We start from the raw sequence: 18255 nt of genomic DNA on the forward strand, positions 1-18255 counted from the left end.
TCAAGCGTCAGGCAGGGCCTGGAACGGGGTTTCCTTGTCGGTGCGCTCCTTGCGGCCGAGGGCGGCGAAACCGACCTTGACTGCGAAGAACAGCACGCTGAACACCACCACCAGGAACAGCACGGTCAGGCCGGCGTTGGTGTAGGCGTTGAAGATCACATGCTGCATCTGCCCGATGTCCTTGGCCGGGGCCAGTACCTGGCCGGCGTCCAGTGCAGTGCTGTACTTCTTGGCCAGGGCCAGGAAGCCAACCGCCGGGTTCGGGTCGAACAGCTTGATCAGGCCCGCAGTGGTGGTGCAAATCAGCAGCCACACGGCCGGCAGCAGGGTGACCCAGACGTAGCGCTGGCGCTTCATCTTGACCAGCACCACGGTGCCGAGCATCAGGGCGATACCGGCCAGCATCTGGTTGGAAATACCGAACAGTGGCCACAGGGTGTTGATGCCACCCAGCGGGTCGATCACGCCCTGGTACAGCAGGTAGCCCCACAGCGCCACGCAGCCAGCGGTACCGATCAGGTTTGCGGTCCACGACTCGGTACGTTTCAGCGCCGGTACGAAGCTACCCAGCAGGTCCTGCAGCATGAAACGGCCCGCACGGGTACCGGCGTCCACCGCGGTAAGGATGAACAGCGCCTCGAACAGGATCGCGAAGTGGTACCAGAAGGCCATGGTGTTCTCACCCGGCAGCACCTGGTGGAGGATCTGCGCGATACCCACCGCCAGGGTCGGCGCACCACCGGCACGGGCCAGGACGGTGTGCTCGCCGATGTCGCGGGCGACGGCTTCAAGCTGCTCGGGAGTAATCAGGAAGCCCCAGCTGCTGACCGTTTGCGCCACCGATGCAACGTCGGCGCCAACCACCGCGGCCGGGCTGTTCATGGCGAAGTACACGCCCGGCTCGATCACCGAGGCGGCGACCATGGCCATGATGGCGACGAACGACTCCATCAGCATGCCGCCGTAGCCGATGTAGCGGGCGTTGGTTTCGTTGTCCAGCAGCTTGGGCGTGGTCCCCGAGGAGATCAGCGCGTGGAAGCCGGACACCGCACCACAGGCGATGGTGATGAACAGGAACGGGAACAGGGTGCCCTTCCACACCGGGCCGGTGCCGTCGGTGAACTGGGTCAGCGCCGGCATTTTCAGCTCGGGCATGGTCACCAGAATACCGATGGCCAGGGCGATGATGGTGCCGATCTTGAGGAAGGTCGACAGGTAGTCGCGCGGCGCCAGTACCAGCCATACCGGCAGCACTGCAGCCACGAAACCGTAACCGACCAGCATCCAGGTGATCTGCACACCCGTGAAGGTGAACGCTGGGCCCCATACCGGATCGGCAGCAATCTGGCCCCCAAGCCAGATCGAAGCCAGCAGCAGCACCACGCCGATGATCGAGATCTCGCCAATGCGGCCCGGGCGGATGTAGCGCATGTAGATGCCCATGAACATCGCGATCGGGATGGTCGCCATCACCGTGAACATGCCCCACGGGCTTTCGGCCAAGGCCTTGACCACGATCAGCGCCAGCACCGCGAGGATGATGATCATGATCAGGAAGCAGCCGAACAAGGCGATGGTGCCAGGAATGCGGCCCATTTCCTCGCGCACCATGTCGCCCAGCGAACGGCCATTGCGGCGGGTGGACAGGAACAGAACCATGAAGTCCTGCACCGCACCGGCCAGCACCACGCCGGCAATCAGCCACAGCGTGCCGGGCAGGTAGCCCATCTGCGCGGCGAGTACCGGGCCGACCAAGGGGCCTGCGCCGGCGATGGCGGCGAAGTGGTGACCGAAGAGAATGTGTTTGTTGGTCGGGACATAGTCCAGGCCGTCGTTGTTGAGCACCGCCGGAGTGGCACGGCGCGGGTCGAGTTGCATCACCTTGGTGGCGATGAACAGGCTGTAGTAGCGATAGGCGACCAGGTAGATGGCCACTGCCGCGACCACGATCCACAAGGCATTGATCGCCTCGCCGCGACGCAGGGCAACCACACCCAGCGCGCAGGCTCCTATGACTGCCAGCGCCAGCCACGGAATGTGGCGTAGCAGGCTATTATTGTTGTTCATGGTTTGCTTCCAGCTGGTGGATTGGAAAAGACCGCCCATCGAGTCTAGGGCCAGTCAAAGCGCATTGCCACACTTGCTTTGGTCTAGAGCCTCTGCGGCCCGATTGCGCTACCCAAGGCACAGACCACAGTAACTATAGTCAGGATGTCACCCGAGAAGCTATTCGAGGAGCCATGCCATGAGCGATCACGACGAACGCCGGCGCTTTCAGCGCATCGATTTCGACGCGCCCACCGAACTGCGCCAAGGCCTGCAACGCTGGCCAGCCAAACTGCTGGATCTTTCACTCAAAGGCTTGCTGATCGAACGCCCGGCCAATTGGGATGCCGACCTCACCCAGGACTTCGATGCCATCATTCACCTGGACCAGGAAACGTGCGTGCAGATGCAGGTCGAACTGCGCCACGAAGAGCCCGACCGGCTGGGCTTCATCTGCCTGTACATCGACATCGATTCGATGAGCCATTTGCACCGTCTTGTGGAATTGAACGTGGCCGACAGCACCGAAATGATGCGTGAGCTGCGCGAACTGATCGAATAATGAAATCTCTTAGCTAGCTAATAGCCTTACCGCCTGGTGTTTCCTGTCTACCCAGACAGCTTTGAGCCTGGGTAGCAGCGCTTTGTACACACCCCTCTAGTACAGCCTCTGACGAGTTGGTACGCCTTCTGCATTGAGCTCTCAGACATCGTGCGGGCACGCTTGTGCGCGCTCCGATCAAAATATTGTATACAATTTTTGTGGCAATCAATTGCAGGAAGTGTCTACAGTAGCAACACAAAAATAAACAGAGAGCCTGCTCCATGACTACGTCCCCTAGCACGTCTCCCGCCAAGCGCCCCGAGGATGAAAACCTCGGCCTTGGGGCCAACCTGGCCTATGGTCTGCAGCATGTGCTGACCATGTATGGGGGAATCGTCGCGGTACCCCTGATCCTGGGGCAGGCCGCGGGTCTGAACGGCGCCGAAATCGGCATGCTGATCGCCGCCTCGTTGTTTGCCGGTGGCCTGGCCACCCTGCTACAGACCCTGGGCCTGCCGTTCTTCGGCTGCCAGTTGCCGCTGGTGCAGGGCGTGTCGTTCGCTGGCGTGGCGACCATGGGTGCAATCCTCAGCAGCGAGGGCGGCGGTGGCTTGCCGGGGGTACTCGGCGCGGTGATGGCGGCATCGCTGATCGGCTTCCTGATCACTCCGGTGTTCTCGCGCATCACCAAGTTCTTCCCGCCGCTGGTGACTGGCATCGTCATCACCACCATCGGCCTGACCCTGATGCCCGTGGCCGCCCGCTGGGTGATGGGCGGCAACAGCGCCTCGCCGGAATTCGGGAGCATGGCCAACATCGGCCTGGCGGCCCTGACCTTCGCCATCGTGCTGCTGCTGAGCAAGCTGGGCAGCGCCACCATCTCGCGCCTGTCGATCCTGCTGGCCATGGTGGTCGGCACCCTGATCGCCTGGGCGCTGGGCATGACCGACTTCAGCAAGGTCACCGAAGGCCCGATGTTCGCCTTCCCCACGCCATTCCACTTCGGCATGCCGGAGTTCCACATCGCCGCGATCCTGTCGATGTGCATCGTGATCATGGTGACCCTGGTGGAAACCTCGGCCGATATCCTCGCCGTGGGTGAGATCATCGACACCAAAGTCGACTCCAAGCGCCTGGGCAACGGCCTGCGCGCCGACATGGCATCGAGCATCCTGGCACCGATCTTCGGCTCGTTCACCCAGAGCGCATTCGCCCAGAACGTCGGCCTGGTGGCCGTGACCGGGGTCAAGAGCCGCTACGTGGTGGCCACCGGTGGCGTGATCCTGGTGGTGCTCGGCCTGCTGCCGATCATGGGCCGGGTGATTGCCGCGGTACCTACCCCGGTACTGGGCGGCGCCGGCATCGTGCTGTTCGGCACCGTGGCTGCCAGTGGCATCCGTACCCTGTCCAAGGTCAGCTACAAGAACAACGTCAACCTGATCATCGTCGCCGCCTCGCTGGGCTTCGGCATGATCCCGATTGCCGCGCCGAACTTCTACCACCACTTCCCGAACTGGTTCGAGACCATCTTCCACTCGGGCATCAGCTCGGCAGCGATCATGGCCATCCTGCTGAACCTGATCTTCAACCACTTCACCACCGGCAACTCGGAAAACCAGTCGGTGTTCGCTGCAGCCTATGAGCGCACCATCCAGTACTCGGACATTTCTGCGCTGCGTGATGGCGATTACTTCAAGGATGGCAAGCTGTTCGATGCCGAAGGGAATGAAGTGCCGATGCTGGAGCTGGACGAGCATGGCAATGAAACGGTCAGGCGCAGTGCGGTTGCCGAGCATTGACCGTTGACTGAGCGGTGAAGTGGGGGGCCGATGCGCATCGTCGGCCCCCTTTTTCGTTTGCCTGTGCTGGCCCTATCGCCGGCAAGCCAGCTCCCACAGGAACACCACAGCTTCCGAATCCTGTGCAGTACCTGTGGGAGATTCTATGGTTTCTGGCAAGGGCACCAGGGTTGCCAGGTGCTCGCCACCGCATCTGTCAGTCCGGATGCAATCCCTGTGGGAGCTGGCTTGCCGGCGATAGGGCCAGCACAGGCTACAAATTACTCGAACAATGCATCCAGGGCCTGCTCCAGCCGGGTAACGGCAATCACCTGCAACCCCGCCGGCGGCTCTTTCGGCGCATTGCCCTTGGGCACGATGGCCCGCTTGAAGCCATGCTTGGCCGCTTCCTTCAAGCGCTCCTGGCCACTGGGCACCGGGCGCACCTCGCCCGACAGGCCGATCTCGCCAAACACCAGCAAACCATGAGCCAGTGGCCGGTTGCGCAAGCTGGACATCACTGCCGCCAGTAGCGCCAGGTCTGAGGCAGTTTCCAGCACCTTCACTCCGCCCACCACGTTGAGGAACACGTCCTGATCATGGGTCGGAATACCGCCGTGGCGGTGCAGCACCGCCAGCAGCATGGCCAGGCGGTTCTGGTCCAGGCCCAGGGTCACCCGGCGCGGGTTGGCCAAGTGGCTGTCGTCGACCAGTGCCTGCACCTCCACCAGCATCGGCCGGGTGCCCTCCCAAGTCGCCATCACCACGCTGCCCGGCACTTCTTCCTGGGTGCGGTTGAGGAAGATCGCCGACGGGTTGGAAACTTCCTTCAGGCCACGGTCGGTCATGCCGAACACGCCCAGCTCGTTGACCGCGCCAAAGCGGTTCTTCACCGCCCGCAGCAGACGCAGGCGGCCGTCGGACTCGCCTTCGAAATACAGCACGGTGTCGACCATGTGCTCCAGTACCCGCGGGCCGGCCAACGAGCCTTCCTTGGTCACGTGGCCGACCAGGAAGATCGCCGTACCGCTCTGCTTGGCGTAGCGCACCAGCAACGCCGTGCTCTCACGCACCTGGGCCACGCCGCCGGGCGCCGATTGCAACTGCTCGGTGAAGATGGTCTGGATCGAGTCGATCACCATCACCCGCGGCTTTTCCTGGCGCGCCGTGGCGATGATGGTTTCGATGCAGGTTTCGGTCATCACCTTGAGCTGGTCCTGGGGCAGGCCCAGGCGCCGCGAGCGCATGGCCACCTGCTGCTGGGATTCCTCGCCGGTGACATACAGCGCCGGCATGCCCACGGCGATGTTGCACAAGGTCTGCAGCAGGATGGTCGACTTGCCGATGCCGGGGTCGCCACCAATCAGCACCACCGAGCCATCCACCAGGCCACCGCCCAGCACGCGGTCCAGTTCGGTGCTGCTGGTGGTGAAGCGCGGGATTTCCTCGACGCTGACTTCGGCCAGGGTCTTGATCTGCGCCTGCTGCCCAGCCCAGCCAGCGCGGCCGCCACTGGGCGCAGCCGCCCCAGCGCTTTCGATCATGGTTTCGACCAGGGTGTTCCAGGCCCCGCATTCGCCGCACTGGCCGGCCCATTTGGGGAAGGTCGCGCCGCACTCGGTGCAGCCATACAAGCGCTTGGCCTTGGCCATTGGATGGGGTCTCCTGGAAAAACCGCCATGATAGCCGAGCAGGACGTGTCCCGAACGCTTTGGGATGCGACAAAACTATTCGTTCTAACCGCAGTCAGTAGCCCTGAACACAGCGCATGAAGCGTTTTAGTGGATTACACTGCGTTAACCTTACCTTTTGTTACAAGGAACCAAACATGGGCATGATCAGTGAGTTCAAGGCCTTCGCGGTCAAAGGCAATGTCGTCGACATGGCGGTCGGTATCATCATCGGCGCGGCCTTCGGCAAGATCGTCTCGTCCTTCGTCGGTGATGTGATAATGCCGCCACTGGGCCTGCTTATCGGTGGTGTGGACTTCAGCGACCTGGCCATTACCCTGAAGGCTGCCGAAGGTGATGTGCCCGCGGTGGTGCTGGCGTATGGCAAGTTCATCCAGACCGTGATCGACTTCGTGATCGTGGCCTTTGCCATCTTCATGGGGGTGAAGGTGATCAACCGCCTGAAGCGCGAAGAAGCCGTGGCGCCGACTGCGCCGCCGGTGCCTTCTGCCGAAGAGACCTTGCTGAGCGAGATTCGCGATTTGCTCAAGGCGCAGAACCAGAATCGGTTGCCTTGAGGGGCTGAGCTGCAAGCTGCAAGCTGCAAGCTGCAAGAAAAAGCGGATAGGTGATTGGGCTGCTTTTTCTTGTAGCTTGTAGCTTGCAGCTTGCAGCTTGCAGCTTGCAGCTTGCAGCTTGCAGCTTGCAGCTTGCAGCTTGCAGCTACCAGTAATTCTCCACAGCCACCTGCCCCGGCCGCTTGCTCAAGCTCAATTGCAGGTCACGCGCCTTCAGCACCTTGCGCGTCTCGTCGATCATTTCCGGATTACCGCACAGCATCACCCGCGAATGCTCTGGCGACAGTTCCAACCCCGCCGCCTTCTCCAGCTCGCCATTCTCGATCAGCGTGGTAATGCGTGCATTCAACGCCCCTGGGTGTCGCTCACGGGTCACCACCGGGATGAACTGCAACTTGCCGGCGAATTCAGCCAGGTAGTCGCGCTGCTCCAGCCCGGCGATTTCATCCACATAGGCCAGTTCCTTCGCTTCGCGCACCGAATACACCAGCTTGATGTGGTCGAAGCGCTCCCAGGCCTCGAAGTCCTGCAGGATCGACATAAATGGCGCAATGCCAGTGCCGGTGGCCAGCAGCCACAGGTCGCGACCACCGACGAAACGGTCGAGGGTGAGGAAGCCGAAGGCCTGGCGGTCGATCAACAGGGTATCGCCCGCACCCAGCCGGCTCAGCTCACTGGTGAACTCACCACCTGGGACCACGATGGAGAAGAAGTCGAGGTGCTCGTCATGTGGCGCGCTGACCATGGAATAGGCACGCCACACCACGCTGCCATCGGCCTTGGTCACGCCCAGGCGGGCGAACTGGCCGGAACGGAAGCGGAACCCCGCATCGCGCGTAACCCGCAGGCTGAAGAGGTTCGGCGTCAGCGGCTGAACATCGAGCAGAGTCTGGCGGGTGAACTTTTCGGCGCTAGCGGTCATATCGGGCTCCAGGGTTGGCGTGCGCACAGTGTCGCGCAAAGTGGCCTGGATAAAAACCATTGCTTTGTAGGGCCTCAGCAAAGGCGCCTCTACCGAAGTCGCAGAAAAACCTGATCGCTGTAACAAAAAATCCCAGCAACACGGTAGGTCCTTTCCTACAATCACCTGCGTATCTAAATGGGTTGGATTCCACCAAGGAGGGTTTCAGATGCTTCAGTGGAAACCCGAGCATCTTCATGCGTTCGCCAACGAACGCAGCCCAAAGAAGATGTTCGATATCGCAGTGCACCTGGCGCAGGACTTGGGCATGCATTACCTGGGGCTCAAGATTCGCATCCAGATCGCCACGCAGACACCCCAGCTGTACCTCTACAGCAATTACCCGAACGAGTGGATCGAGTGCTATCAGCGCGATGAGTTCTACAAGCAGGACCCGGCCGCCAATGTGAGCCACAGTTCGACCAGGCCGGTGCTGTGGACCGACGAATTGTATCGCGATGCCCCGCAGTTTCGTGAAGCCGCCTGCCGACATGGCCTGCGCTATGGCTGGACGCAATCGTTGCACGACCTGCAGCATAACGAGAGCCAGATCAGCGTGGCCAGGCCCGTCGGCGAAATCGACACGACCGAACTCTACGACAAGGCCGGCAGGGTGCTGTGGCTGTGCTACACCCTGCATTCAGTACTCGGCGAATACCACCTGAATGCGCTACACCCGCCGCAGCCGAAAATGAGCGAGCGAGAGCTGGAAGTGCTGAAATGGTCGGCTGCCGGCAAGACCGCCGCCGACGTCGCCTGCATCCTGTCACTGTCGCAAAGCACGGTGAACTTCCACATCCGCAGCGTGATCAACAAGACCAACGCCGCCAACAAGGTCGGCGCCATCGCCATCGCCGCCATGCGTGGCTGGCTCTGACAGGCAAGCCTGCGACCTTGGGCAAAGCCCTGTAGAATCGCCCGGCAAAGCCCGGAGCGAACCGCAACGGGCAGATTCATACCCGAGCCAGACGCCATGCCCCTGTTGACCACCCCCTACGCCGAACTCGACTTGATCCGCCAGCCGGAGCAGGCCAATGACCCGCTGCAAGCTTTCGATGCCGCCGACGAGTACCTGCTCGCGCAGTTGCACGAACAGGCACCCGACGCCAACTGCCGGGTACTGGTGCTCAATGACAGCTTCGGCGCCCTGGCCGCCAGCCTGGCGGGCAGGCTGCAGGTGGTCAGCAGCGGCGATTCGCACCTGGCGCACCTGGGCCTGGAGAAGAACCTGGCGCGCAATGGCTTGCCATTCGACAGCGTGCCGTTCGTGCCGGCCAGCGAACACTGGCAAGGGCCGTTCGACCGAGTACTGGTACGCGTGCCAAAGACCCTGGCCCTGCTCGAAGAGCAGCTGATCCGCCTGCAGGGCCAGCTGGCGCCCGGTGCACAGGTGATTGCCGGGGCGATGATCAAGCACCTGCCACGGGCCGCCGGTGACCTGATGGAAAAGTACATCGGCCCGGTACAGGCTTCGCTGGCACAGAAAAAGGCCCGTTTGTTGACGGCGACAGTGGCCGAACGGCCGCTCGCCCGCTCGCCCTACCCTAGCCGTTACCGCCTCGACGCACCGGCACTGGAACTGGTCAACCACGCCAACGTGTTCTGCCGTGAAGGCCTGGATATCGGTACCCGGGCGTTCCTCCCGCACCTGCCACGCGAGCTGGGCCGTGCGCGGGTAGCGGACCTGGGTTGTGGCAACGGCGTGCTGGCGATTGCCAGCGCCCTGGCCAACCCGGATGCCGAGTACACCCTGGTCGACGAGTCGTACATGGCGGTGCAATCGGCGCGGGAGAACTGGCAGGCTGCGTTGGGCGATCGCCCGGCGACACTTCTGGCGGCCGATGGCCTGGCAGGGGTGGAGAAACAGTCGCTGGACGTGGTGCTGTGCAACCCGCCGTTCCACCAGCAGCAGGTGGTGGGCGACTTTCTCGCCTGGCGCATGTTCCAGCAGGCGCGTGAGGCGCTGGTGGTGGGTGGGGCGCTTTATATCGTGGGCAACCGGCACCTGGGCTATCACAGCAAGCTGGCGCGGTTGTTCCGTGGTGTGGAGCAGGTGGCGGCTACGCCCAAGTTCGTTATCCTGAAAGCCCGCAAGTAAACCTGTACCGGCCCTATCGCCGGCAAGCCAGCTCCCACAGGTAACCACAGTGCCCGAATCCTGTGCAGTACCTGTGGGAGCTGGCTTGCCGGCGATAGGGCCAGAACAGGCTTACCTCAATGGGTGGTCAACCCCGCAGCCCCCATGAACAAGCGCATCACCCAAGCCGCCACACCCAGCGCCGCGACGCTCATCGCCCAGATCAGCAGCAGCCAGCCCAGCCGCTGCCACAGTGGCTTCTTCTCTTCCAAGCCATGCTTGCCCGTCATCATTCGGCCCTCCTAGTGATAGCCGTCGTCGTGGGTCACCTTGCCGCGGAACACGTAGTAGCTCCAGAAGGTGTACATGAGGATGAACGGCAGGATGAACAGTGTGCCCACCAGCATGAAGCCTTGGCTCTGTGGTGGCGCAGCGGCATCCCAGATCGAGATCGACGGCGGGATGATGTTCGGCCACAGGCTGATACCCAGGCCGCTGTAGCCAAGGAAGATCAGCACCAGGGTGAGCAGGAACGGCGTGTAGTGGGCATGGCGCGCCACCGCCTTGAGCAGCCCGTAGAAGGTCACCAGCACCAGGATCGGCACCGGCATGAACCAGACCAGGTTAGGCATGCTGAACCAGCGGTCGGCGATCTGCGGATAGGCGATCGGTGTCCACAGGCTGACGATACCGATCACCACCAGCAGCACCAGCGCCAGCGGCCGGGCGATGTCATGCATCTTCTGCTGCAGCGCGCCTTCGGTCTTCATGATCAGCCAGGTACAACCCAACAGCGTGTAGGCAACGATCAGCCCCAAGCCGCAGAACACGCTGAACGGGGTCAGCCAGTCGAGGGTGCCACCGGCGAAATGCCGGTCGACCACCTTGAAGCCCTCCAGGAAGGCACCCAGAGCCACGCCCTGGAAGAAGGTGGCGATCAGCGAACCCCAGATGAACGCCTTGTTCCAGATATGCCGCTTGTCGGCCTTGGCCTTGAAGCGGAACTCGAAGGCCACGCCGCGGAAGATCAGCCCGATCAGCATCAGGATCAGTGGCAGGTACAAGGCTTCGAGCACCACCGCGTAGGCCATCGGGAACGCCCCGAACAGCCCGGCACCACCCAGCACCAGCCAGGTTTCATTACCGTCCCACACGGGGGCGACGGTGTTCATCATCACATCGCGGTCATGCTCGCCCTTGACGAACGGGAAGAGCATGCCGATGCCCAAGTCGAAACCATCCATCACCACGTACATCATGACGCCGAAGATGATGATCACGGCCCAGATCAGCGGAAGGTCGATACCCATGGCTCAGTCCCCCTTGCTCAGGCTGGCGGTGTTGGCCTCATGGCCATCATCGGCGGCGGACAGCGGCCGCGCCGGCGTGCGTTTCTGGCCGGGGCCACCGGGGTTGTGCTCGTCACCCTCGCCGGTCTGCGGCCCTTTGCGCACCAGGCGCATCATGTAGCCAAGGCCAGTGCCGAACAGGGCGAAATACACCACCACGAAGGCCACAAGGGTGAAGCCGAGCTGGGCGTAGCTGTGGTTGGACACACCATCCGCCGTGCGCATCAAGCCATAAACCACCCAGGGCTGACGGCCGATTTCGGTGGTGAACCAGCCAGCCAGCAGCGCGATCAGCCCGGAAGGGCCCATCCACAGGGCCACATGCAGGAATGGGCGCGAGGTGTAGAGCGTGCCGCGCTTACGCAGCCAAAGGCTCCACAGGCCGACGAAGATCATCAGCAAACCCAGCCCGACCATGATCCGGAACGACCAGAAGACGATGGTCGAGTTGGGCCGGTCCTCGGGCGGGAACTCCTTCATCGCCGGTACCTGCTTGTCCAGGCTGTGAGTCAGGATCAGGCTGCCGAGCGCCGGGATCTCGAGCTTGAAGCGGGTGGTCTCGGCCTTCATGTCGGGGATACCGAACAAAATCAGCGGGGTCGGCTCGCCGGGCACGTTCTCCCAGTGGCCTTCGATCGCGGCAATCTTCACCGGCTGATGCTTGAGTGTGTTGAGGCCATGGAAGTCGCCGATCACCGCCTGGATCGGGGCGACGATCAGCGCCATCCACATGGCCATCGACAGCATCTTGCGCACCGCCGGGTTGTCCCGCCCGCGCAGCAGATGCCAGGCCGCCGAGGCACCGACGAAGAACGCGGTGGAAACGAACGCGGCAGTGGCCATGTGCATCAGGCGGTAGGGGAACGAGGGGTTGAACACCACCGCCAGCCAATCCACTGGCACCACCCGGCCATCGATGATCTCGTGGCCTTGCGGGGTTTGCATCCAGCTGTTGGAGGCGAGAATCCAGAAGGTCGAGACCAGTGTGCCGAGCGCCACCATCACCGTGGAGAAGAAGTGCAGGCCGCGGCCGACGCGGTTCCAGCCGAACAGCATGACCCCCAGGAAACCAGCCTCGAGGAAGAAGGCGGTCAGCACCTCGTAGGTGAGCAGCGGGCCGGTGATGGCACCGGCGAAGTCGGAGAAGCGGCTCCAGTTGGTGCCGAACTGGTAGGCCATGACCAGGCCGGAGACCACGCCCATGCCGAAGTTGACGGCGAAGATTTTCGACCAGAAGTGGTAGAGGTCACGGTAGACCTGGTTGTTGGTCCGCAGCCAGAGGCCTTCGAGGACTGCCAGGTAGCTCGCCAGGCCAATGGTGATGGCCGGGAACAGGATGTGGAACGACACGGTAAAGGCAAACTGCATTCGGGCGAGCTCTAAGGCCTCTATTCCGAACATGGTGCTTCCTCTTCAGATAATCCGGCGTCCGGGCCTGTGGCCCGTCGCCCACTGCCCCCACGGTAGTCGAGTGCGGCGCGTTGGAATTGTTCTGTTCGATCGCAGGGATTCCGGCCCAGAGGCCTATTCGCTGGCCAGTTGTTGCAAAGGCAACGATTGATCCAGGTCAACGAATGCTTGGAAGCATAGTCCCGAATGGCCCGACGGGCCGTGTGGTTGATTGCCGCGTGACCGGTTGCCCCACCCCCTTTCGGTAAATGTGAAAAAGTGCCCACTCCGGCAAACAGTAACCGTTTGTTACAAACAGATGATACGCTGCGCGCCCCTCTACTGCGCCGAGGCCCCTGGTTTCCGATGTCCGATTCCGCACCGCAGTTGTTGCGTCACCACCGTCCTTTCCTGGCCTTCTGGCTGGCCCGCGTCTTCACCGCCAGCGGCTTCCAGATGCTCACCGTGGCCATTGGCTGGCACCTCTACCAGTTGACCGGCAATGTGCTGGACCTGGGCCTGGTCGGCCTGGTCGAGTTCGCCCCACGGGTACTGTTCATGCTGCACACCGGGCATGTCGCCGACCGCTATGACCGGCGCAAGGTCGCTGCCCTGTGCCAGAGCCTGCAGGGGCTGATTGCCCTGGCGCTGGCGCTGGGCAGTGCCACCGACAACGTTACCCGCGAGCTGATCTTCGCCCTCGCCTTCCTGCTCGGTGCCACGCGCTCGTTCGAAATGCCGGCGACCCAGGCGCTGCTGCCCAACGTGGTGCCGGCCGGGCTGTTCCCACGGGCGGTGGCGGCGTCGGCGTCGGCCACCCAGTCGGCGACCATCGTGGCGCCGGCGGTGGGCGGCTTCCTGTATGCCTTCGGCAGCATCTGGGTGTATGGCCCCACCGTGGCCCTGTACGCCATCGCCTGCGTGCTCACCCTGAGCCTGCAGGCGCGCGACCAGGTCGCCCAGCGCGGGCGCGCCAGCATCGAATCGCTGCTGGCCGGCATCCGCTTCATCCGCAGCCGGCCCGATATCCTCGGCGCCATCTCGCTGGACCTGTTCGCCGTGCTACTGGGCGGGGCCACCGCGCTACTGCCGGTGTTCGCCAAGGACATCCTGCTGACCGGCCCGTTGGGCCTGGGCCTGCTGCGTTCGGCACCGGCGGTTGGGGCATTGCTGATGTCGCTGTGGCTGGCGCGCTTCCCGTTCGAGCGTAACGTCGGGCGGACCATGTTCACGGCGGTTGGCGTGTTCGGCGTGGCGACCATCGCCTTCGGCCTGTCGACCTCGTTCTGGTTCTCGCTGGCGGTGCTGGTGGTGCTGGGTGCGGCGGACATGATCAGCATGGTCATCCGCAGTTCATTCGTGCAGTTGGAGACCCCGGACGAGATGCGTGGCCGGGTGAGCGCGGTGAACGGGTTGTTCATTGGTGCCTCGAACCAGCTTGGCGAGTTCGAATCGGGGGTTACAGCGCACTGGTTTGGCACAGTGCCGGCGGTGGTGCTGGGTGGCGTGGGCACGTTGCTGGTGACCGGGGTGTGGATAAAACTGTTCCCGACCCTGGCCAAGCGGGATCGGTTGCATAGCGGTTGAGATATAGCCTGTCCCGGCCCTTTCGCGGGCACGCCCGCTCCCACAGGGACCGCGCCACAGTCAGGCCCTGCGCTGTACCTGTGGGAGCGGGCGTGCCCGCGAAGAGGCCAGCACAGGTCAAGAAAATCCCATTCCCCAATGGTCATAGGCCCCCGCCAAGCATGCTGGTATGATGCGCGGCTTTTTTCCGCCCCACACAAAACCACGGCAACCGGTACGGTCTGTGCTTTGCTGATGGGGTCGATACATTCATGGCGCCGGGGGCGCCTTGGGGAGCGGGCATGCTGGAAAGGCTGTTTCAACTAAGAGCACACAACACCAATGTGCGCACCGAGATTCTCGCGGGCGTCACCACCTTCCTGGCCATGGCCTACATTCTGTTCGTCAACCCGAGCATCCTCGGCGAGACCGGCATGGACAAGGGCGCGATCTTCGTCGCCACCTGCCTGGCGGCGGCCATAGGCTCCGCCACCATGGGCCTGATCGCCAACTACCCGATCGCCCTGGCACCGGGCATGGGCCTGAACGCGTTCTTCACCTACACCGTGGTGCTGCACATGGGCCACACCTGGCAGGTGGCACTGGGTGCGGTGTTCCTGTCGGCGGTGATGTTCTTCCTGCTGTCGATCTTCCGCATCCGCGAATGGATCGTGAACAGCATCCCGCTGCCGTTGCGTTCGGCTATCGCCGCGGGAATCGGCCTGTTCCTGGCACTGATCGCCCTGCATAACGCCGGCATCGTCGTCGATAACCCGGCCACCTTGGTGGGCCTGGGCGACCTCAAGCAGCCAGCGCCGGTCCTCGCCACACTGGGCTTCTTCCTGATCGTCGGCCTGGAATCGCTGAAAGTGCGCGGCGCCGTGCTGATCGGCATCCTGGCAGTGACCATCGCTTCGATCGTGATGGGCGTGACGCCGTTCGGTGGCATCGTCTCGATGCCGCCGTCGCTGGCCCCGACCTTCCTGCAACTGGACATCGCCGGCGCCCTGGACGTGGGCCTGGTCAGCGTGATCTTCGCCTTCCTGTTCGTCGACCTGTTCGACAACTCCGGCACCCTGATCGCCGTGGCCAAGCGCGCCGGGCTGATGGGCAAGGACGGTTACATGCCGAAGATGGGCCGCGCCCTGATCGCCGACAGCACCGCGGCCATGGCCGGTTCGCTGCTAGGCACCTCGACCACCACCAGCTACATCGAATCCGCCGCTGGCGTGAGCGCCGGTGGCCGTACCGGCCTGACCGCCATCGTGGTGGCCGTGCTGTTCCTGCTGGCACTGTTCTTCGCCCCACTGGCCGGTAGCGTGCCGGCCTTCGCCACCGCCCCCGCGCTGCTGTTCATCGCGGTGCTGATGGCCTCGGGCCTGGCGGAAATAAACTGGGACGACGTCACCGAAGCCGCGCCAGTGGTGGTAACCGCCCTGGCCATGCCGCTGACCTACTCGATCGCCAACGGTATCGCCTTCGGCTTCATCGCCTGGACCACCATCAAGCTGATCTCTGGCCGCCACCGCGAGCTGAATTCGGCGCTGGTGATCCTTTCCATCCTGTTCGTCATCAAACTGGGCTGGCTCAACGCATGAGTGCTGCTTTCGACCCCTCCTCCTACACCACCCAACTGGACGCCAAGGTGGCCCGGCTGCGCGAACTGTTGGCACCGTTCGGCGCACCGGAGCCGGCCGTCTTCGATTCGCCGCGCGAGCATTACCGCCTGCGCGCCGAGTTCCGCCTGTGGCGCGAAGATGGCCAGCGCCACTACGCCATGTTCGCCCCGGGCGAGAAACACAAGGCGATCCTGATCGACGACTTCCCCATCGCCAGCCAGCGCATCAATGAGCTGATGCCGCGCCTGAAGGCGGCCTGGCAAGCCAGCGAGGAATTGGGCAACCGCCTGTTCCAGGTGGAGTTCCTCACCACCCTGGCCGGCGATGCCATGGTCACCCTGTGCTATCACCGCCCGCTGGACGAGGCCTGGGAAGTGGCCGCGCGGCAACTGGCGGAGGAACTAGGGGTCAGCATCATCGGCCGCTCCAAGGGCAAGCGCCTGGTGATCGGCCGCGACTACGCGGTGGAAAAACTCGACGTGGCTGGCCGCGTGTTCAGCTACCGTCAGCCGGAGGGCGCGTTCACCCAGCCCAATGGCGCGGTGAACCAGAAGATGTTGAGCTGGGCCTTCGAGGCCATTGGCGAGCGTGAGGACGACCTGCTGGAGCTGTATTGCGGCAACGGTAACTTCACCCTGCCGCTGGCCACCCGCGTACGCCAGGTGCTGGCCACCGAAATCAGCAAGACTTCGGTCAATGCCGCGCTGAGCAACCTCGACGAGAACGCTGTGGATAACGTGCGGCTGGTGCGGCTGTCGGCGGAAGAGCTGACCCAGGCGCTGAACGAGGTGCGGCCGTTCCGTCGGCTGGAAGGCATCGACCTGAAGAGCTATGAGTTCGGCACGGTGTTCGTCGACCCGCCGCGCGCGGGGATGGATCCGGACACCTGCGAGCTGACCCGGCGCTTCGAGCGCATCCTGTACATCTCGTGCAATCCCGAGACGCTGGCGCAGAACATCGCCCAGTTGCAAGATACCCACCGTATCGAACGCTGCGCGCTGTTCGACCAGTTCCCGTACACCCATCATATGGAAAGCGGGGTACTGCTGGTTCGGCGCTGATCTTTGCTGCGCCGGGGCCTCGCGGGCCCCAGCGCACGCAGCCAGGAGAGTTGTGCCGGTGGACCAGTTCAGTGCCATGCAAACCTTCCGCCGGGTCGTCGACCTCGGCAGCTTCAGCGCCGCCGCCAGTCAGGCGGGCGTTTCGCATACCGCGCTGTCACGACAGGTGAAGCACCTGGAACGCCACCTCGGCGCCCAGTTGCTCACCCGTACCACCCGCCGCCTGCACCTGACCGAGGCCGGGGCATTGTTCTATCGCCACTGCGTGCAGATTCTCGAACAGATGCAGGCGATGACCCTGGAATTGTCCGAGCATCAGCAACAACCCACCGGCACTTTGCGCCTGGGCGTGGCTACCGCCTTTGGGGAACTGGAGCTGGGGCGCTGGCTGCCCGACTTCGTCGGGCGTCACCCACTGTTGCAGATCGAACTGCACTGCAGCGATCGCTTCGTCGACCTGCTGGAGGAGGAAATCGATGTGTGCCTGCGCGTTACCGACCAGTTACCGGACTCCAGCCTGGTGGCGCCCCGGCTGGCAAGCAGCGAGGTGCTGCTGGTAGCCGCCCCGGGTTATCTCGAACGCCACGGCACCCCGGTTACGCCCGATGACCTGGCCAGCCACGCCCTGCTCGGCTACAGCCGGCTGCTGCACCCGCAGCGCCTGCAACTGGCCAGCGCCTGCGGCGAGCAACGTGACGTCCTCATGCCCCGGCGCCTGAGTGCCAACTCGCCAATGGCCCTGCGCGCCGCCGCCATAGGCGCCCTGGGCATCGCCAGTTTCGACCGTTTCATCGTGCATGATGCCCTGCAGGACGGGCGCTTGGTGCCGGTGCTGGAACACTGGAAGCTACCCGCACGCAGCCTGTACGCGGTTTATCCACAAAGCCGCTATCTGGCGCCGAAAGTAAGGGCATTGCTCGATTACGTGCAGGCCTATTACTCGACAGACAGGTGGCCAAGCTAATTTGTGCAGAATTGGCACAAGTCATGGCCCACATGGCGCGTATTTGTGTGATGGAGGTTCAGATAGGCTGGGTGACTGTCACTCATCGAGGAGCTCCATCATGCAGGCAATTCAGGCAATCATCGCGACGTTATCGCTGTGCACCTTGACCCTCAGCGTCAACGCGGCGGAACAAGCCATCTCTGTCACCGACAGTGCCGCCTTGAAATGGCAGGATGTACCCAATACCCAGGGCGCCATCAGCTACGCCAACGTCGAGGGCGATATCTTCGGCAAGGGGCCCTACTCGGCCTATGTCAAATTCCGCAAAGGCACCGACAACGGCCTGCACCAGCACACCCAGGTGCTGCCGACCCTGGTGCTCAAAGGCACGTTCTACGCGGTTATCGATGGCAAGCGCAGCGAGTATTCGGCCGGCTCCTATTACCAGTTGCCCGCCGACCTGGTGCATGAGAGCGGCTGCACGGCCGCTGCCGATTGCCTGCTGTTCCAGTATCAGGCCGGGGCGTTCGACCTGAAGCCGGTCAAGAGTTGAAACGAAAAGGGGCCGTCTGGCGTAATGCCAGTCAGTTAAGCCTTGGTGGCAGCCCATCGCCGGCAAGCCAGCTCCCACAGGATGGACTGCCCCCAAAAAGTTGGACAGTTTAAGCTGC

The 18255-nt window shown here is 63.1% G+C and carries 16 protein-coding genes; 10 read left to right on the plus strand and 6 right to left on the minus strand.

From position 1 onward, the window contains the following. Complete coding sequence (locus TZ03_RS14815) at positions 1-2067, minus strand: carbon starvation CstA family protein (protein WP_051098753.1); 2067 nt, start codon at positions 2065-2067, stop codon at positions 1-3. 178 nt (positions 2068-2245) lie between these two features. On the opposite strand from TZ03_RS14815, the gene TZ03_RS14820 reads away from it, so the two are divergent. Together TZ03_RS14820 and TZ03_RS14825 are read left to right on the plus strand one after the other, a co-directional pair. After that, on the plus strand, positions 2246-2608 hold the full coding sequence (locus tag TZ03_RS14820; protein ID WP_051098754.1) for a PilZ domain-containing protein: 363 nt from the start codon (positions 2246-2248) through the stop codon (positions 2606-2608). Positions 2609-2871: 263 nt separating this feature from the next. Then, positions 2872-4389, plus strand: a complete 1518-nt coding sequence (locus tag TZ03_RS14825) for a nucleobase:cation symporter-2 family protein (RefSeq protein WP_051098755.1) — start codon at positions 2872-2874, stop codon at positions 4387-4389. Positions 4390-4649: 260 nt separating this feature from the next. Here the strand turns inward: TZ03_RS14825 and radA are convergent, their stop codons facing one another. Further along, the gene (gene radA, locus TZ03_RS14830) at positions 4650-6020 is read right to left on the minus strand and encodes a DNA repair protein RadA (protein WP_051098756.1); all 1371 of its coding nucleotides are present in this window, start codon (positions 6018-6020) and stop codon (positions 4650-4652) included. A 176-nt stretch (positions 6021-6196) separates the two neighbouring features. On the opposite strand from radA, the gene mscL reads away from it, so the two are divergent. Beyond that, positions 6197-6616 (plus strand): large-conductance mechanosensitive channel protein MscL, encoded by a 420-nt coding sequence (mscL, locus tag TZ03_RS14835; protein ID WP_051098757.1) that lies wholly within the window; start codon positions 6197-6199, stop codon positions 6614-6616. A 145-nt stretch (positions 6617-6761) separates the two neighbouring features. Here the strand turns inward: mscL and TZ03_RS14840 are convergent, their stop codons facing one another. Beyond that, positions 6762-7538: a ferredoxin--NADP reductase gene (locus tag TZ03_RS14840; RefSeq protein ID WP_051098758.1), complete on the minus strand. Its 777-nt coding sequence runs from the start codon at positions 7536-7538 to the stop codon at positions 6762-6764. Between the two features lie 208 nt (positions 7539-7746). On the opposite strand from TZ03_RS14840, the gene TZ03_RS14845 reads away from it, so the two are divergent. Both TZ03_RS14845 and TZ03_RS14850 read left to right on the plus strand, forming a co-directional pair. Next, the gene (locus TZ03_RS14845) at positions 7747-8454 is read left to right on the plus strand and encodes an autoinducer binding domain-containing protein (RefSeq protein ID WP_051098759.1); all 708 of its coding nucleotides are present in this window, start codon (positions 7747-7749) and stop codon (positions 8452-8454) included. Positions 8455-8550: 96 nt separating this feature from the next. After that, entirely contained in the window at positions 8551-9675 is a 1125-nt protein-coding gene (locus tag TZ03_RS14850) for a methyltransferase (protein WP_051098760.1), read from the plus strand. Between the two features lie 116 nt (positions 9676-9791). On the opposite strand, the gene TZ03_RS14855 is transcribed toward TZ03_RS14850, so the two are convergent. From TZ03_RS14855 to TZ03_RS14865, 3 genes are read right to left on the minus strand one after another with little or no spacing between them, the layout of a single operon-like run. Beyond that, positions 9792-9947, minus strand: a complete 156-nt coding sequence (locus tag TZ03_RS14855) for a DUF2474 domain-containing protein (RefSeq protein ID WP_016713451.1) — start codon at positions 9945-9947, stop codon at positions 9792-9794. 9 nt (positions 9948-9956) lie between these two features. Next, positions 9957-10964 (minus strand): cytochrome d ubiquinol oxidase subunit II, encoded by a 1008-nt coding sequence (cydB, locus tag TZ03_RS14860; RefSeq protein ID WP_051098761.1) that lies wholly within the window; start codon positions 10962-10964, stop codon positions 9957-9959. Between the two features lie 3 nt (positions 10965-10967). Beyond that, positions 10968-12404, minus strand: coding sequence for a cytochrome ubiquinol oxidase subunit I (locus TZ03_RS14865; RefSeq protein WP_051098762.1), 1437 nt, complete (start codon positions 12402-12404; stop codon positions 10968-10970). 354 nt (positions 12405-12758) lie between these two features. On the opposite strand from TZ03_RS14865, the gene TZ03_RS14870 reads away from it, so the two are divergent. The 5 genes from TZ03_RS14870 to TZ03_RS14890 all read left to right on the plus strand — a co-directional run bounded on the left by TZ03_RS14870 (position 12759) and on the right by TZ03_RS14890 (position 18137). Beyond that, positions 12759-13979, plus strand: a complete 1221-nt coding sequence (locus TZ03_RS14870; RefSeq protein WP_051098763.1) for an MFS transporter — start codon at positions 12759-12761, stop codon at positions 13977-13979. Between the two features lie 281 nt (positions 13980-14260). Next, positions 14261-15556 (plus strand): NCS2 family permease, encoded by a 1296-nt coding sequence (locus tag TZ03_RS14875; protein WP_051098764.1) that lies wholly within the window; start codon positions 14261-14263, stop codon positions 15554-15556. Next, positions 15553-16638 (plus strand): tRNA (uridine(54)-C5)-methyltransferase TrmA, encoded by a 1086-nt coding sequence (trmA, locus tag TZ03_RS14880; protein ID WP_051098765.1) that lies wholly within the window; start codon positions 15553-15555, stop codon positions 16636-16638. Before TZ03_RS14875 ends, trmA begins: the two co-directional genes overlap by 4 nt. A 58-nt stretch (positions 16639-16696) precedes the next feature. After that, positions 16697-17602 carry a LysR family transcriptional regulator gene (locus TZ03_RS14885; protein ID WP_051098774.1) on the plus strand — a complete coding sequence of 302 codons (906 nt, stop codon included), beginning with the start codon at positions 16697-16699 and terminating at the stop codon, positions 17600-17602. Positions 17603-17702: 100 nt separating this feature from the next. Continuing rightward, positions 17703-18137 carry a cupin domain-containing protein gene (locus TZ03_RS14890; protein ID WP_051098766.1) on the plus strand — a complete coding sequence of 145 codons (435 nt, stop codon included), beginning with the start codon at positions 17703-17705 and terminating at the stop codon, positions 18135-18137. The last annotated feature ends 118 nt before the right edge of the window (positions 18138-18255 follow it).

This window comes from Pseudomonas sp. 10-1B, assembly GCF_000935045.1.
In the GTDB taxonomy this organism is placed as follows: Bacteria; Pseudomonadota; Gammaproteobacteria; order Pseudomonadales; family Pseudomonadaceae; genus Aquipseudomonas.

What these genes read in the sequence shown, in the direction of transcription:
- TZ03_RS14815 (WP_051098753.1), bottom strand. Translation starts at nt 2,067, where the DNA reads ATGAACAACAATAATAGCCTGCTACGCCACATTCCGTGGCTGGCGCTG.
- TZ03_RS14820 (WP_051098754.1), top strand. Translation starts at nt 2,246, where the DNA reads ATGAGCGATCACGACGAACGCCGGCGCTTTCAGCGCATCGATTTCGAC.
- TZ03_RS14825 (WP_051098755.1), top strand. Translation starts at nt 2,872, where the DNA reads ATGACTACGTCCCCTAGCACGTCTCCCGCCAAGCGCCCCGAGGATGAA.
- radA (WP_051098756.1), bottom strand. Translation starts at nt 6,020, where the DNA reads ATGGCCAAGGCCAAGCGCTTGTATGGCTGCACCGAGTGCGGCGCGACC.
- mscL (WP_051098757.1), top strand. Translation starts at nt 6,197, where the DNA reads ATGGGCATGATCAGTGAGTTCAAGGCCTTCGCGGTCAAAGGCAATGTC.
- TZ03_RS14840 (WP_051098758.1), bottom strand. Translation starts at nt 7,538, where the DNA reads ATGACCGCTAGCGCCGAAAAGTTCACCCGCCAGACTCTGCTCGATGTT.
- TZ03_RS14845 (WP_051098759.1), top strand. Translation starts at nt 7,747, where the DNA reads ATGCTTCAGTGGAAACCCGAGCATCTTCATGCGTTCGCCAACGAACGC.
- TZ03_RS14850 (WP_051098760.1), top strand. Translation starts at nt 8,551, where the DNA reads ATGCCCCTGTTGACCACCCCCTACGCCGAACTCGACTTGATCCGCCAG.
- TZ03_RS14855 (WP_016713451.1), bottom strand. Translation starts at nt 9,947, where the DNA reads ATGATGACGGGCAAGCATGGCTTGGAAGAGAAGAAGCCACTGTGGCAG.
- cydB (WP_051098761.1), bottom strand. Translation starts at nt 10,964, where the DNA reads ATGGGTATCGACCTTCCGCTGATCTGGGCCGTGATCATCATCTTCGGC.
- TZ03_RS14865 (WP_051098762.1), bottom strand. Translation starts at nt 12,404, where the DNA reads ATGTTCGGAATAGAGGCCTTAGAGCTCGCCCGAATGCAGTTTGCCTTT.
- TZ03_RS14870 (WP_051098763.1), top strand. Translation starts at nt 12,759, where the DNA reads ATGTCCGATTCCGCACCGCAGTTGTTGCGTCACCACCGTCCTTTCCTG.
- TZ03_RS14875 (WP_051098764.1), top strand. Translation starts at nt 14,261, where the DNA reads ATGCTGGAAAGGCTGTTTCAACTAAGAGCACACAACACCAATGTGCGC.
- trmA (WP_051098765.1), top strand. Translation starts at nt 15,553, where the DNA reads ATGAGTGCTGCTTTCGACCCCTCCTCCTACACCACCCAACTGGACGCC.
- TZ03_RS14890 (WP_051098766.1), top strand. Translation starts at nt 17,703, where the DNA reads ATGCAGGCAATTCAGGCAATCATCGCGACGTTATCGCTGTGCACCTTG.